12 protein-coding genes and 1 pseudogene are annotated in these 15,211 nt (G+C 52.1%); all 13 read right to left on the bottom strand.

The window, feature by feature from the left end; translation table 11 throughout:
• Position 1: 1 nt before the first annotated feature.
• The 13 genes and pseudogenes from B5F88_RS11845 to B5F88_RS11785 all read right to left on the bottom strand — a co-directional run bounded on the left by B5F88_RS11845 (position 2) and on the right by B5F88_RS11785 (position 14,819).
• Complete coding sequence (locus tag B5F88_RS11845) at positions 2-922, bottom strand: glycosyltransferase family 2 protein (RefSeq protein ID WP_087346230.1); 921 nt, start codon at positions 920-922, stop codon at positions 2-4.
• A gap of 2 nt (positions 923-924) precedes the next feature.
• Positions 925-1,767 (bottom strand): DUF4422 domain-containing protein, encoded by an 843-nt coding sequence (locus B5F88_RS11840; RefSeq protein WP_087346226.1) that lies wholly within the window; start codon positions 1,765-1,767, stop codon positions 925-927.
• Positions 1,768-2,038: 271 nt separating this feature from the next.
• Positions 2,039-4,411 carry an O-antigen ligase family protein gene (locus B5F88_RS11835; protein ID WP_087346223.1) on the bottom strand — a complete coding sequence of 791 codons (2,373 nt, stop codon included), beginning with the start codon at positions 4,409-4,411 and terminating at the stop codon, positions 2,039-2,041.
• Positions 4,412-4,507: 96 nt separating this feature from the next.
• A complete protein-coding gene (locus B5F88_RS11830; protein ID WP_087346220.1) occupies positions 4,508-5,887 on the bottom strand; it encodes an undecaprenyl-phosphate glucose phosphotransferase in 1,380 nt (459 codons plus the stop codon).
• A 19-nt stretch (positions 5,888-5,906) separates the two neighbouring features.
• On the bottom strand, positions 5,907-7,040 hold the full coding sequence (locus B5F88_RS11825) for a glycosyltransferase (RefSeq protein ID WP_087346217.1): 1,134 nt from the start codon (positions 7,038-7,040) through the stop codon (positions 5,907-5,909).
• Positions 7,041-7,228: 188 nt separating this feature from the next.
• Positions 7,229-7,297 (bottom strand): annotated as a pseudogene (locus B5F88_RS21435) (AbrB/MazE/SpoVT family DNA-binding domain-containing protein); the annotation flags it as partial.
• A gap of 387 nt (positions 7,298-7,684) precedes the next feature.
• On the bottom strand, positions 7,685-8,068 hold the full coding sequence (locus tag B5F88_RS11815) for a recombinase family protein (protein ID WP_087346212.1): 384 nt from the start codon (positions 8,066-8,068) through the stop codon (positions 7,685-7,687).
• Positions 8,065-9,657, bottom strand: a complete 1,593-nt coding sequence (locus B5F88_RS11810; protein ID WP_087346209.1) for a recombinase family protein — start codon at positions 9,655-9,657, stop codon at positions 8,065-8,067. Before B5F88_RS11810 ends, B5F88_RS11815 begins: the two co-directional genes overlap by 4 nt.
• Position 9,658: 1 nt before the next feature.
• A complete protein-coding gene (locus tag B5F88_RS11805) occupies positions 9,659-11,365 on the bottom strand; it encodes a recombinase family protein (RefSeq protein ID WP_087346206.1) in 1,707 nt (568 codons plus the stop codon).
• Positions 11,366-11,367: 2 nt separating this feature from the next.
• The gene (locus B5F88_RS11800) at positions 11,368-13,035 is read right to left on the bottom strand and encodes a recombinase family protein (RefSeq protein ID WP_087346203.1); all 1,668 of its coding nucleotides are present in this window, start codon (positions 13,033-13,035) and stop codon (positions 11,368-11,370) included.
• Positions 13,036-13,161: 126 nt separating this feature from the next.
• A complete protein-coding gene (locus B5F88_RS11795) occupies positions 13,162-13,386 on the bottom strand; it encodes a DUF6870 family protein (RefSeq protein WP_087346279.1) in 225 nt (74 codons plus the stop codon).
• A gap of 333 nt (positions 13,387-13,719) precedes the next feature.
• Positions 13,720-14,064 carry a recombinase family protein gene (locus B5F88_RS11790; RefSeq protein WP_087346200.1) on the bottom strand — a complete coding sequence of 115 codons (345 nt, stop codon included), beginning with the start codon at positions 14,062-14,064 and terminating at the stop codon, positions 13,720-13,722.
• 344 nt (positions 14,065-14,408) lie between these two features.
• Positions 14,409-14,819: a sigma-70 family RNA polymerase sigma factor gene (locus B5F88_RS11785; protein WP_057572714.1), complete on the bottom strand. Its 411-nt coding sequence runs from the start codon at positions 14,817-14,819 to the stop codon at positions 14,409-14,411.
• Positions 14,820-15,211: the final 392 nt, after the last annotated feature.

Below are 15,211 nucleotides of genomic sequence, written 5' to 3'. Positions count from 1 at the left end.
ATCAATAATCTCCTTTTACACTCATAAATGCACGCAATCTAAGAGAAATAATACCCTTAGCACACAGCCACCTTTTATGAGAAGGTTTTATTAGCAGTTTGATAATAGATTTTATAAAAAGCAACCGCCGAAACCGTGAAAAATCTACATGCACTTTTAGTTCATTTTGGGCATAGGCCTCTAATTTAAGAGTAAGCTGATATTCTATCAACTTACTATCATCGTTCTCTACAAAGAGTTTTGATGTGACATTTTGTCCATTCTTCTTTATTATGCTCCGATAGCAACTCATTGTACGAGATATAAACCCAAAGTTACCCTGTGATAGCAGTATTGTTGCTATCGTTCTATCCGCAATTAACGTGTGTGCCTTATATATCACGGTGTAATCGTACCTAGGCTCTCGATATATATTACGGTAAATCCATGTTGATGGATGTCCTGGCAAAAATACACCACCAAAATCTTTCAGACTAAAAAAATCTTTTTCACGAACCCATTTTGGAGTTCTTACTTCATAACCATTTTCATCAATGGTTTTACACAAATGATAGCAGCCCATATATTCAGGATGCTCTTCTAACCACTCCGTTTGCAACTGCAGCTTTTGATCATCTGTCCAAAAATCATCTCCTTCTAAATTTGCAATATAGTCTCCTTTTGCCCTAGTTAATAAATCATAAAGATTTTTTGTCGCTCCTATATTCTTCTTTCTTAGAAAAGGAACTATTATATCTGGATACTTTGACGCATATTCAATAATAATTTTTACAGTATGATCGGTTGATGCGTCGTCTCCAATTAAAATTTCATATCGAAAAGCTGTATCCTGCATCAGAATACTATCCAGTGCCTGTCTAATATATTTCTCATGATTATAAGTCAGTACAATCACACTGATTTTTACGGTCCTGTTGTCCATTTTCAGAGCTTCCTCATACTTTTTATCATTGCTCGCCGCCGGGTACCCGGCGGCAGGGCAGCAGACAGCAGTTTCTTTTTGCTCCATAGAGCAACAGATGGTTCAAAATGCACACGTGGCAATTCCAAAAAACGTAATCCGTCCTGTTCTGCTGTGAGGTAGACTCCCAACAAGCGCTCGGCCAGGTAGCCATCCACCCGGCGTTCCTGGGGTGAATAGCCGGACAGATCTGCCCACCAATCAAACTCCTCCAGCAACGAAAACAGCCAAGTACAATAATCGTGGAAAATCTGCCGTTTCATAATAAAAATATTTCCAAAATAGCAGATAGTATCTGACAGATACCGCTCCAGAGCAGGGATCATATCTGGATGTCGTTGACGCACAATCTTCTCTATCAGCTCTAGATCCTTCTGATGGTGGAATGGCGCGTCCGCATAATGCTCCCGTACAGGAAGATACATATTCTCCCCTTTGGGAACGATCAGGTCATACTGCTGGATTAACTCCGAAAACCCCTGATAGCCCAGCTTGTTCAGAAGAGGAATTGAGGGCTCTCGCTCAATACGGTAGGGACGCCTGGCACTGAGATCAGGATACAGATAGCGCCGATAGTGAAAAAAGCCATAGTAATCGATATCGACGTTTTTCCAAGCCCAATATTCAGCGGTCAGTTCACAGTAGTTGCGGTTTTTTTCAGAAATGTTGTCCCCAACATCGTCGTGTAGAAAGGCCGAAAAACGGGTGTCTGCCAAAGCCGCCCCCACCTGGATGGGAGCCAGTAGCGGGTGAGCAGGTACTTGGGCAGGCTGGTGGCAACAGACAAACAGCTTAATTTCCGCCATACAGATACCTCTACCAGCATAGTTTTAAATAGATTATATATTTTGTCCATTAAAAGTTTTATAGCAAAACTGTATAAGCCACCCATTGTGAGTTATTTTATCATATAATATAAATGTTTTCAATCCTCTCTCAACTAAATTTGGAAGCATTTAACTTTAACTCTATTCAATTACGGTTTTAATATTTACAAATTTGTTATCTTGTACTCATATCATGGGCTACGCCGGAGCTGCAAACTGCAGCACCGGCGTAGCCCCAACTTATTCTCTTTTACGCAAGCCCAAGCTGCTCCAACCAACCCATGGTACTCTCAGACAGGGTCAGCGTACCCATATGCTCCGCATTCCAGGCCAACATTTTTTGATACAGAGCTGTTACGCCTTCCAGGTACACCGGATCATCCTGGTAATACTGAATGATGACATGAAAGGCCTGCTCCCAGGTATCCGGATCCGCCGCTACATAATCGGTGTACTTATCCAGCATAGCGAAAGCCTGGTCAGCGTCCTGCTGCTCAAAATAATACTGGGCCAGATAGAGGGGAATGGTATTGGAATCCACCTCTTGCAATTTTGAGGCATAGATTGCCGCGTTGTCCTGGATCTCTTGCGACGGCGCCTCCATCTGCATGTAGCTGAGCACATAGGACAGCATATAGTCCGCCCATTCAAAGCGGTCCAGGGTAATGGCGCTCTCCAACGAGGCAAAGCTTTGCTCCCGCTCCACCAGGGATTTTGCATAGACATTACAGCCCAGCAGCACAGTATAGGCCAGTATCAGAACTGCCAATACCCAGGTCACGCCCTTCCGCACACCCTCCTTCACAAAGGACAGAGGCATAGTCTGGCCGCAGCACAGGGCAATCAGGCCAAATACGCCGAAGGCCAGGGGGAGATAGGCATAGTAGGAAAACACGACTTCCACAGCGGCATGTCCGGCCATAAAGACCAGTGCGCCGCCCAGTGCGGCAGTCAAAGGATTGGATTCCTCCTCCGGCTTGCGGCGGGATTTGATCACAGCAATCAGCGCGGTAACCAGCACCCCCACGAAGAGGATCAGACCCACAACACCGGTTTCCACCAGGGACTCAATATAATGGTTGTGGGCGTACTTGGTCTCATAATAGAAGGACTGCACGCTGACAATGCCGTTTTCATAGGCCCCCATACCCAGACCAATCACAGGGCTGCGCTGGAACAGCTTCATGCCGTCCTCAAAGAACACCACACGCTGAATGGCGTTCTGGTTGGCCCACAGGCCCTGCATACGGTTGGCGATGAAGTCGGGCAGCAGCTGATAGCCCAGGGGGAACTCGACAGCACCGCCGCTTCCCTCTAAAGCCACACGCTCCAGCGTCACCGGAGCATCCGCGGAGAAATTGGCGTACACCACAATACTGTCCTCCGGCACCTCCACCGCCGCTCCGTCGGCGGGGCCGGAATAGATAACCGTACTGGTATGCATCATGGTATCCTCTTTGTTCTGGCTCTCCAGAGTCACATTGATCGGTCCGTCCGCCGTAACAGACAGGGTATAGGAGCCAGGTTCAGGGTAGGCCGACCGGCGCAGGGTCTCTCCCGCGTTCAGAGACGCCGGACCGGTCATCTGCATGGCTACAACCGCAAAGACCACCAACAGCGCCACCACGGCGCCAATCAGGATGGGCACCACACGGGTACGCCCCTCCAGGGCCTTACCCAGCCGCTGGCCCACGAACTGGTCGGCCACGCACAGCAGCGCCGCGCCAACCACAACACAGACCAGCGGTACCGGCTGGAATCCAGTCCATTCCACCAGAGAGGTGGCGGATACCAGCACGCCCCCAGCGCCCACCAGGATCAGGGTCTCCACCATCAGCACCAGGGCGCTTCCTCTGGACTGCCTCCGCTCCAGCAGCAGGTAGATCAAAAACCCCACGGCAATGGTACCGCTGCCGCCCATACTGAATGCCAGCAGGAAGGACAGGGCATTGATATAGAGGCACACCAGATGGAACCTGCGGTGACCTGCCTGCCTGGAGGTGCCCGCCAGGCCCAGAGAGAGAAACACGCCGATACCCATGCACCCGGCAAACACGTTGGGATTGGTGAAAATGGAGTTCATCCGGATGCCCACTTCCACTGGCGTCAAATAGGCATAATCCTGAGTGAACAGGCCCAGCAGGCCCAGCACCGGCGTACTGATCAGGCGAGTGGAGAGCAGATCGATGCTCACCAGGCCCGCGACAGCTGCAGTTCCCTCCAGAACAGTGGCAAAGTTTCGGCCCAACATACCATGCTCGCCCTTGGCAAAGGCCAACAGCAAAATAACGCAGCAAAAGGAGATTAAAAGCACCACAAAGGAGCGCAGGGCAAACTTACCCGAGACGGCATACAGGGTTGAGACGCCGTTCATGATCACCCATAGGCTCAGCGCCAAAAAGGGTATGGACAGCCGCGCCGCAAACTGCTTATGCCGGTACACCAAAGCCGCAATTGCGCAGATAGCCGCAACCAACGCCACGCCTTTCGCAGTAGAAACACTGCTCAGGCAGATGACCAGGAAAAAAATCAGAATCAGCCCGGCGATCAGGCCGGTCTCTTTCCAGTTCCAGCCGGCTTGCGCCAGATCTGAAGCAGGTTTATGTGTTCTACGGGTTGACATGCTGTTCCTCCCAACCGCATGGCACACATGCCATGGTTTATCGTGTTATTGTACCACGGTTTTCCATTTCTGTCTATCTCACACCCAGGCTCTGGCCTACAATTTTTCCTGATTGACCACACCTTTGACCAGCGTCATAAACAAAATCTTCAGGTCAAAAAAGAAATTCCAGTTCTCGATATAGTAGATATCGTACCGGATCCGCTCCTCGATGGAGGTATCTCCCCGCAGGCCGTTGACCTGGGCCCAGCCGGTGATGCCGGGGCGCACCTGATGCTTGACCATGTACAGCGGAATCTCCTCCTTGAACTGCTGGACATAGTGGGGCACCTCCGGCCGGGGGCCTACCAGACTCATATCTCCCTTGAGGACGTTGAAAAACTGGGGCAGTTCATCAATGGAAAACTTCCGCAGGATCGCGCCGAATCTGGTCTTACGGGGATCTGTATTCCGGCTCCAGCCGGTATCCTGGGCAGCATTCACCCGCATGGAGCGGAACTTGTACATCATGAAGGGCTTCTTGTTGCGCCCCACCCGCTCCTGCTTGAAAATCACAGGACCGGGGGAGGACAACCGCACACCGATGGCCGCAATCAGCATAATGGGCGAGGTGCAGATGATGAGCGCCAGAGAGCCTACAATGTCAAGTGTCCGTTTGGCGGCGGCATGCATCCAGTTGTCCAGAGGGATATGCCGGATATTCATGAGAGGTATCCCCTCGATATTGTCAAACTGGGGATTGGAGGGGATATATTCGGCGTAAAAGGGAATCATGGAGAGCTTGATGCCGTCCTTTTCACAGGCCTCGATCACTTCTCTGGTAAACCGGAACTCCTCCGCCGGAAGGGCCACCACCACCTCATCGGGGCGTCTGCGCTCCAGCACCTTTTCCAGCGCCTTGACGCTGCCCAAATAGGTAAGGCCCGGAATGGAGTCATGCTCCGCCAGGTAGCCGTCGATCAGATAGCCGTACTCCTTCTGCCGGTTGATCACCTGGACATACCGCACCGCCATATGGCTGTCCCCCACCAGCAGCACATGCTTCTGGTTAAAGCCCTGCTGCCGGAAGTGGTGAAGCACCGAGCGGAGGCAGGCCCGCTTCGCGCACATCACCAAAAAGGACAGACATACGAAAATTGCCAGCACGCCGCGGGAGAAATGTATCCCTTTATAGAGGAACAATCCCGTCAGCGCCAAAATGTAGTTGATGAGGCATCCCCAGAACACCCGGGTAAGCTCCCAGCTGAGGGTCCGCTTCCGCAACGACTCATACAGTCCCATGGTGGCAAAGGTCACCAGATGAGAGGGGATCAGAAAGAGCAGCAGCAGCATATAGGCGGACAGCGGCACCGCGATGATGCCGTTATGCAGAATATGAAACCGGATGTAGAAGGCCACCGGCATGGCGATAAAAAGGATGAGTGCGTCCAACAGCACATTGATGGAATTCAGAGTGCGCTGGTTTTCCTTAATCATGTCAAAGCTTTCCCCTCTATTACACAGATCCCGCGGAGGCAGGCTGACCCAGCGGCGCCAGCGTCCCATACTGGGCCATCACCATCGGCTGTACCCGGTCCAGGGTATAGGCCTCCACCGCCTGACGGCCTCGCTCTCCCATCCGGTCCGCCAGCTCCGGGTCCTGAAGCAGCTCCTGAATACACCCGGCGCAGGCCGCCCAGTCCCCGTAGGGGTAGAGCAGCCCAGCCCCCGATTCCTCCAGCAGGTCGGTGTGGCCCTTCACCCGGCTGGCCACCACCGGCAGGCCGCAGTACATGGCCTCCATAATATTAAAGGGCAGGCCCTCGCTGCGACTGGCTGACACCGCCAGATCCGCCGCCCCATACCATGGGGCCATCTGGACCTGGCCGGGAAAGAGCACCCGCTCCTCCACACCCAGTTGGGCCGCCAGGGCCATGCATTCCTCCCGTAAGGCGCCCTGGCCGGGCAGGGCCAGCTTGACCCGCTCCGGCAGGCGGGCAACCGCCCGTATGAGCACCTGCTGGCTCTTCCGGCCGGAAAACTCCGCGGCGTACAGAAGCAGAACGTCGCTTTCCCCGACACCCCACTCTGACCGCAGGGCCGCCCGCTCCTCGCCGCTCACCGGCCGCAGGCGGCCGGTGTCCAGTCCGATGCCCGGTACCTCCACAATTTGTTTGCCCAGCTGATGGGCCTCGGCATATTGGGTATCCCAGTGGTTCATGGTCATCAGCAGGTCGGTGACCGGAGCCGCCAGGCGCTCCGCCCCTTTCAGGAGCATTCCTTTCACAGCGGAGGTATCCTCTCCAAATAAATAGCCGTGGGCAACACAGGCCACCTTGGGCCGGTTTCGGAGCCCCCGTACCGCCATTCTGGTGAAAAAGGAGGCCAGGGACGTGTGGCAGCTCACCAGATCATACCGTTCTTCCTTCATGAGCCGCCGCAGCTGCCGCCAGGCCGTCATATTACGGGGAGACAGCATCTCTTTCTCAAAAGGTATGTATACCACCCGATGGGCCTCCGGGATCTCCATAGGCGTACCGCCGCATGCCACCTCCACCGTCCAGCCCAGCTGCCGGAAGGCCGCCAGATAGGGCCGGTGGAAATTCACAATGTGGGAGTAGGTGGATGCAGTGAAAAGAACTTTGGACATGCTCTACTCCTTTATGTCACAATCGGCAGGATTGTCAGGAATTCTGTCAATTTTTGATTATATCACAGGCCTTCTAAAAAGAAAAGCAAACAATCCGCATTCCCTTTTTCTCATGCCTTTCCCCAGCCGCCCCGGCTGGCCAGGCGCAGCATACCGGTGCAGTACCGCTCCCACTGTTCCAATGTGTTCTGTGACGGGTCGCCCTCCCGGATACGCATGGTCCGGCGAATTTCCTTTGGGATGACCACCCGACCCAGATCGTCCTAATGTGTCAAGCTAAATATAAAAAATCAGTTGTGCAATTTTTTATCGTCATATTCCTCTATTTTAAGACATATACACCACTTTTCCATCAGAAAAATATGGAAAATTTTTTAGAACTCCAAAAAAGACGACTCGCCCCAAATCGGTGCAGGACACTTATTCAGTAGAAAAAGGGTACTCCAATGTGTCAAACAAAACATAAAACGTATGTATTTTGCACAAAAAATGTGGGAATCCATTGTGATATATGCTGGAAATTTCCCTTCGAAATGTGTATAGGCATAATTTTCGTGATAATGACGAACTAAGTCAAGAGGCAGCCTGATGTTTCAGGCTGCCTCTTGATTTTACCGTATAGTTGCTTACATTGGGACGCTCTCTTAGCAGAACTGCTTGCTCCATTCTGCATTGAGCGCAGTCAGTACCTGCTGAGCCGTTCCGAACACATCGTCAGGCTCCGAGGGAGAAATGACTCGAACACCTGCACGCTGGAATGTATCGGCCAGTTTCGGAACAAGCTGAAGATTTCTGAGCAACCGATCCGCTCCCTTTACCAAAACAGCATCAAATTGTTTGGAATCCAATGCGCTGAGAAGAGTTTGCAGTCCCGGCCGCTCCAGAGATGTCCCCGGGGCCATATCATGAAATGCAGACGTTACTTCATAGCCTTGCTTATTGGCCCAGTCTCTTAAATAGAGTTCTTGCGCGGAGATGGCCTCGTTCTGGTCGTCGTTAGCGACTCTCAAATACAGTGCAGCCTTCATACGGCTCTCCTTTCTTGCTTGTAGAGTTTTGCGAACAGGTCTTCAAATTTCCAACGCACCTCAATATGATGGTCGCTGAACACCGTGACCCGATCGATCGCGTCATACATGCTCGCTTTGAACGCCTCACCGCCCTCTGCGGAGGCCGACAGATACTCTTCCGCCTCACGCTGGACTGCGAGGTGTTCAGACTGAGCCTCTTGCTCCCGTTGCCGTTCTGCTTCGATTCTTGTGCGCTCCGCCTGCAGTTCAGTGACTCGGTCAGCCAGCGCGTTTTTCCGCTGAAGAAACAGTTCCCGGCTCATTGCTCCGCCCCGGTATTCCTCATAGTATTGGAATTTCCGGGCGTTCTGTCTGGTGATCTCCTGGTCGATTTTCTCCAATCGGTTATCCCAGCTCGGCTTAGGATTTCTGTGAAATGCGGTCTGGAGGTTTCGAGTCTGCTCTCCCATCAGCTCAAGCCGCGTGCGGTAGATGGGGATGAGGACCGCTTCCAAGTCCGTCTTACTCCATCGGATGTCAGCACAGGGAGCCTGCTCCTGGTAGAGCTGAGTGTCGCAGGCAAAATACGTGTCCAGGCCAAATGATTTCCGCAGCTTGCGTCCGCAGTGGCCGCAATAGAACACGCGGTCTGAACCATCCGGCGGTTTTCGCCCATGCTTTTTCACCGACCTGATCTGAGCTTGCGCAGCTTCATACTCCTCCTTCGTTACAATGGCTTCATGCGTCCCCTCTGTGACGATCCACTCTTCTCTTGGGACTCTGCGTTGGTTCCGGTCTCTCATATAGCGGTTCTCTCGAATATGGTTGGCCATAGAGCCGGTGTATTTGATATTTCGGAGGATATTGAGGACGGTCACATGGGACCACATGAGATCACGCTCCCGGCAGGCCGGCTTGAGACGGTGCTGCTTATACTCTAGGGGGGTAAGCACACCTCGCGCATTGAGCTCCCTGGCGATTTGTGTGGTGCTTTTCCCGGCAATGATAGAGAGAAAGATCTCACGGACGATGGGCGCCGTCTCTTCATCCGGCACCATCTGGTGCTTGTCTGATGGGTGCTTTCGGTATCCGTATGGCACGTGGTTCACAAACCGACCGTCCTTCATGCGCGCCTGCATGGCAGAGCGGACTTTTATGGAAAGATCCCGGCTGTAATTCTCATACATAAAGTTGCGGAAGGCAACGTCCATGCCGCCGGTCATGCCAATATATTTCTGGCTGTCATAGCCATCGTTGACAGCGATGATCCGCACACCCAGAAACGGGAAAATGTGTTCGAGGTAGTCGCCCACATCCAGGTAGTTCCGTCCAAAACGGGACAGGTCCTTTACAACGATGCAGGACACCTCTCCCCGGCGGGCCGCCTCGATCATGGCCTGGAATTGGGGGCGGTCGGTATTGGTGCCCGTCAGTCCGTCGTCGATAAATTCGAGGACAGAGTAACCGGACAGCTCCTCACTTCCGCGCAGATATTCCATGATGACTTTTCTCTGATTTCCAATGGACTGGCTCTGGTCAGTCAGACCGTGCGCGCGGTTAAAGTCTTCCAGCGAAGTCCGGTAATATGCTGCAAGTTTTTGCAGCATATCAGGCCACCTCCTCTCGCAGCGATTTGCATTGGGCCTGAATGGCTTTCAACTCATTGTCAAAGAGGAACGTGATTTTGATGGAACCGTCCGCCCAGACCTGAATCCGGTCCACAAAGGCTGCGATCAGTTCTTGTGAGACCTGCTCGGCGCGGCGGTATTCCTCGAACCGATTTTCCCACTCTTTTGCCTTTTCAATGGCTATGGAAACGCTGTCCTCGGGGCGCTCCAGACGTTCCGCCTCTTCCTTCAGGGCCTCGATCTCCGTTTGGTACTGCTCCCGTGCCATAGTACATTCTTCCTTTGTCAGGAGCCCGGACTTGTAGTCCTCGTACAGCGCCAGGGCATATCCCTGTTTCCGCTTGATTTCCTGCTGGAGTTTGTGTATCTCGCTATTTGCCTGCGCGTCATGGGGGCAGCCGGACGTTCTCCGTTCCGCCAGTTTCATAAGAACCGTCTGGGTATTGCAGAAAAGCTGGATCTGTACCCGCAGCGCCTCCAAAACAGCGGTATCCAGGTCATCACAGCGTATCGACTTTTTCACGCACTGCAGTTCACGGTGTTCCTCATAAGTCGGGCAAATATAAGTGAAATATGCCTTTTTTCGGTTCTGGCTGATGCTCCGATAGAGCTTCAGCTGGGTCCCGCAGTCCGCGCAGACCAGCTTCTCCCGATAAGGGTTACTCCGTACAGGCAGGTGGCCGCACGTGCCGTATACAGCCTTATAGGCCTTTGCGGCGGCCTCATTTACCTCCTGGACCCGGTCAAAAAGCTCTTGTGAGATGATGGGCTCATGGGTGTTATAGACGACGTCCCACTCTGTCTCCGGGACGCGGTGGGCCGGTATCCCACGAATCAGGCTCGCCGTGCATTTTCCCTGCGCCAGATGTCCGATATAGACGATATTGCGGAGAATATCGGAAAGGGCATGGCGGTTCCACAGCAGTGCGCTGCCTCTCTTGTTATTGTTGGTAATGATCCCATGCTCAAACCGATACCGGCCCGGCGATGGAATATCCCGTTCATTGAGCATCCGGGTGATCGTCCCATAACCGAGCCCCTGGGCACGCCACTCATAAATCTGACGAATCACCGGCGCTGTTTTCGGATCGACCAGAAGGCGATTCTTGTTTTCAGGGTCCTTGCGATAGCCGTGGGGGGCATAGCTGCCGATATACTCTCCGTTCTGACGCTTGGCCTTCAATGCCGCTCCGGATTTCATGGAAATATCCTTCGCATAATAGTCGTTTACGATATTCTTGACGGAGACGGTCAATTCATCCTGGGAACGGATGTTATGCGTGTCGTAGTTGTCATTGACGGAAATGAATCGAATGCCCAGCTTCGGACAGACGCGCTCCAGAAAATTACCGGTTTCGATATAGTTTCTGCCCAGACGGGACAAGTCCTTGACGATGATGCAGTTGACCTTGCCGGCGTTTACATCCCGCATCAGCCGCTCCCACTGGGGCCGTTCAAAGCTAACGCCGGAATAGCCGTTATCCAGGTATTGATCCGTCAGTCTCAGCTCCGGGTGCTCAGCGAGGTACTGCTTGATGATCTTGACCTGGCTTTCGATCGGGTCACCATCTGTCTTGCCATTGTCCAGCACGGAGAGGCGGGCATAGAGTCCTGTGTTGAATGTGATGGGCATTTTCTGGGCGGCTGCTTTCACTGGCACCGACGCCGTTCTCTTTTTTCTTGCCATGGTCAGCTCACCTCCGCTTCAGGAAGGCCCTCTACCGCATCCTGGTTCCGCAGAAACTCCACCATGTTGACGAGCTGATCCTGATAGCGAAGAACGACCCGGATCTTCTTGTCGGGATACAGTTCGATCTTATCCACCAGATTGACGACTGTGGCACGGCTCAGGCTCGGCAGGTTCTGATACTTCCGAAACTGGGAAAGCCAGCCGCTTCGATTTGCCACACCGTCCTGGATCATGGCCCGTTCTCTCTTCAATTTACCGATGTCCTTCTCGATTTCAACGATCTGCTGAGAGTAGCCCTCTTTCATCTGAAGGAACTCTTCCTGCGAGATCAGGCCGTCCTGCAGATCCTCATATATGCTGACCTTCATCGTCCGGCATTTCTCCATCTCGGCCGCTTTTACCTCGATCGCCTTATCCAGCCGGTCCGTCTCCCGGTGCTCCCAAGCCAGTTCCTCAATCTGTCTCAGAGCCCGCTCCATGTTCAAGATCAGCTTGATCTCAGATCGCAAGATGGCCAGGACGGTGCTCTCCAGCTCCTTTTCGGAAATCCTGCGCTTTTCACAGCTGCTTCCCTTGGCTGTATTGGGGCAGGTGTAATAGGCATATTTCGATCCATTATAGGTAACGGAGTGCCGTTTTGCCAGGGTGCCGCAGGTCCCGCAATAGACCCGGCCGGACAGTGGATAGACGGTCTCCGAGCCGGATGTCCGTCGGCTGTCCTCCTGCATCAGCTTCTGGACCAATTCAAATTCCCGCACCTGGATGATGGGCTCATGGGCATTTTCGATCCGACACCAATCCTGTTCATCCTTAATGATGGTGTGCTTTACCTTATAATTTGGTGTGGTGCGCTTTCCCTGGATCAGTACGCCGGTATAGACCTCGTTGGTGAGAATCCGGATCACTGTTTTGGGGCTCCACTTGCTACGGGCATTTGTTTGAAAGGCGGTCTTATATTTGATGCCGAGAGAACGTTTGTGCTCGGACGGGGGCAAAACCCCGCGGGCATTCAGCTTTTCCGCGATGGTCACCGGGCTCATCCCCTCGATCTTCCACCGGAAAATATCCCGGACGACTTCACCGGCCACCTCATCTATGACAAGCTGTGTTTTATCATCCGGGGCACGCAGGTATCCATAAGGGGTATAGTTGGAGACAAATTCTCCGTTTTTTCTTCGGCTCTCAAAGTTGCTCCGCACTTTGATGGAGATGTCCCGGCAATATGAGTCGTTAAGAAAATTCTTGATGGGGACGATCAGACTGTCGCTCGTAGAGAAGCTGAGGCTGTCGTAATTGTCGTTGACCGCGATAAAGCGCACCCCAAGCTGAGGAAATATCTTCTCAATGTAGCGGCCTGCGTCGATATACTCTCGGCCAAACCGGGACAAGTCCTTGACGATGATACAGTTGATTTTTCCCGCCTTCACCGCTTCCATCATTTTCTGGAACTGGGGCCGCTCAAAATTAGTTCCTGTACAGCCGTCATCGACAAATTCCGCGACCAGCTCAATATCGGGCCGCTGCGCCACAAACCGCTCAATGATTTTTCTCTGGCTGGAGATGCTGTCGCTCTCCGCTTTTTTGCTGGAAAAAGAAAAGTCGCCGTCTTCCTTAGAAAGTCTAAGGTAGTCGGCGGCTTTATAGATCTGATCTGATGAAATCAGCATAGCTACCGCTCCTGTCGTAATATTGGTGGCCGGACCACCTATAACGACTGGAGTTTCACTGATTTTGTCCGTGTTTATCTTATCACAGCTTCCTCAGAATGTCCAGCCGCATCTTGTGGTAAATCATTACAGGATCGACAGCATATCCGCAAAGCAATCGTTCAGGGTAGCGCTCCCCTCTGTATAGGCCACATCGACGACAACATCTCCCACCTTAAAACGGTAGGGGTTCTTGATCTGCCGGAGGAATGACCGGATGCGTTCCGTCTGCTCCAAACTGCTGTCTAGTTTCACATCTCGGATATCTACCAGTGCCTGCGTGTCTTTTCTATCTTGATATTCCTGTTTCATTCCCATAACCCCCTCACCGTCATTATTACCATTTTTTAGAATGTCATGCTTTGGGGCAAAAATATGTAGCGAAAAAGGGATCGCCATACGGCGATCCCCAATTGTTCACACTGATATGATATCAGAAATAAGCACTGCTTACAAGGTCATATTTATTGCCTATTTTGTTTTAGTATAACAGCGTAAATGTACTTAAATCATAACCAGTAATAAAGAGTTGGCTCAGTAACCATGAAATTTCCAGTAATATAATCTTTTTTAGAAATTTGCAAATGGTAACATGCAATCTACTAAGCAATAAGGCCACAAGTCCCAATAGCGGCCAGCGCAGGATCAAATGTCATGCTCTTTTCCTCCTCGTTCTCTTTTTCGACTTTGCTCCTTCAATGAAACAACCGGGAGCTCCTGCAATTCCTTTGGGAAACGCCCGCGATATAAGCGGTTATAATTTGTAACCAAAATCACATCGGCGTTGCCCTCTTTCACAGCCTGCATCACAGATTGTAAGCCGGGACGATCCATTGTCCGGCCATGATACCCCACATCCAGATATATCCCCGCGATTTCCATATTGTTTTTCTTTGCAAAGTCCATGAGATATAACTGTTGTCCCTTAATTGCATCAAGGGCAAAAGAGGTTTGAGGGCCGTCCACCCTGCAATATAACACCGCTTTCATATCGTCTCCCTCCTGTTTGAAATTTAGAGAACGCCGCGCCCATTTCCTTGACCTGTCCAAAGACAACAATACTCGGCGCGGCGTTCCCTTGCAGATGAGAGGGCGGCCCGGAGGGGCAGGCGGCCAGCCTGTCCTCTGGCGGATCGTGGCCGTGGGATGGCCAGCTCCATTTGCGGCGCTGGTGGTATTCGCTCGTCCTTCCGTGGAAGAAGTCACCGCGCACCCGCCGCCTGGCTCCCCGCGCTATGCTCGGGGCCGCCCTAGTTCACTTGCAGAGAGAAGAACTCCTCCTCTCATTAACCGAGACATTTTTTGATCATTTCCAAGTGGGGAAAAGCAAAAAATTAAAAAGTTTTTTTCATCTGCTCAAGCCCGCGTTTGATGGACTGCCGGACAGACTCTTCATGTACGCCTTCGGCCTCGGCAATTTCTTTGATGCTCTTGCCAAGAATGATATGGGCATCGATCCTGCGGCCCTGGGCTTCCGGCAAAGAATTGAGCGCGTTCCAGAGCCGGACAAACCGCTCCTTGCGCTCCAGCAGCTCTTCGGGCGTGGGCTCATGCAGGCAGGCCGAGTATTCGATCCCGTCCTCACAATCCAGGGAATACTGCGCCTTATGCCGGGAGAGCCGCCGCTGGTAAGCCATTTCGTGACGAGCATCGGCCACAAACACCTCGGCTACCTCGTCAGAAACCTCGATAAACTGATCCTGTGTGTACCAATAATAAAAATCTTTCAGATTGATTGTAGTCATAGTTAAACCTCCGTTTCGGTGTTGGGTGGATGAGTGACCGAAACGGGGCCCGGCGGGGAGCGGCACCCAGGGGAGCTGCTCCGAACCTCGGGACACTTTGTCTCGAAGTGCGGGCAACAAAAAGCGCCTGCATGACACAAAGTCACGCAAGCGCATGAAATTATACATTTACTATTGTACTGCGATATTTCATATTGATAACCAGAATACTCCGATGGAGGGGCTATACTTTTTTTATTTGATGGAGATTATGGGGGCTCTGAAAAAGTAAAAAGGACACGGCGGATAAGGTACAATAATTTTCGCAAATTGAAAAAAGGATGAGAAGAGACATGGTTTGCAGAACTCTGGTAGAATGAAGTCGCGACACACCATTCTGAAAGGAGACAGCA

Source organism: Flavonifractor sp. An306, from assembly GCF_002159455.1.
In the GTDB taxonomy this organism is placed as follows: Bacteria; Bacillota; Clostridia; order Oscillospirales; family Oscillospiraceae; genus Flavonifractor.
The sequence above is the reverse complement of the archived record's forward strand: the minus strand, read 5'-3'. Positions and strand labels throughout refer to the sequence as shown.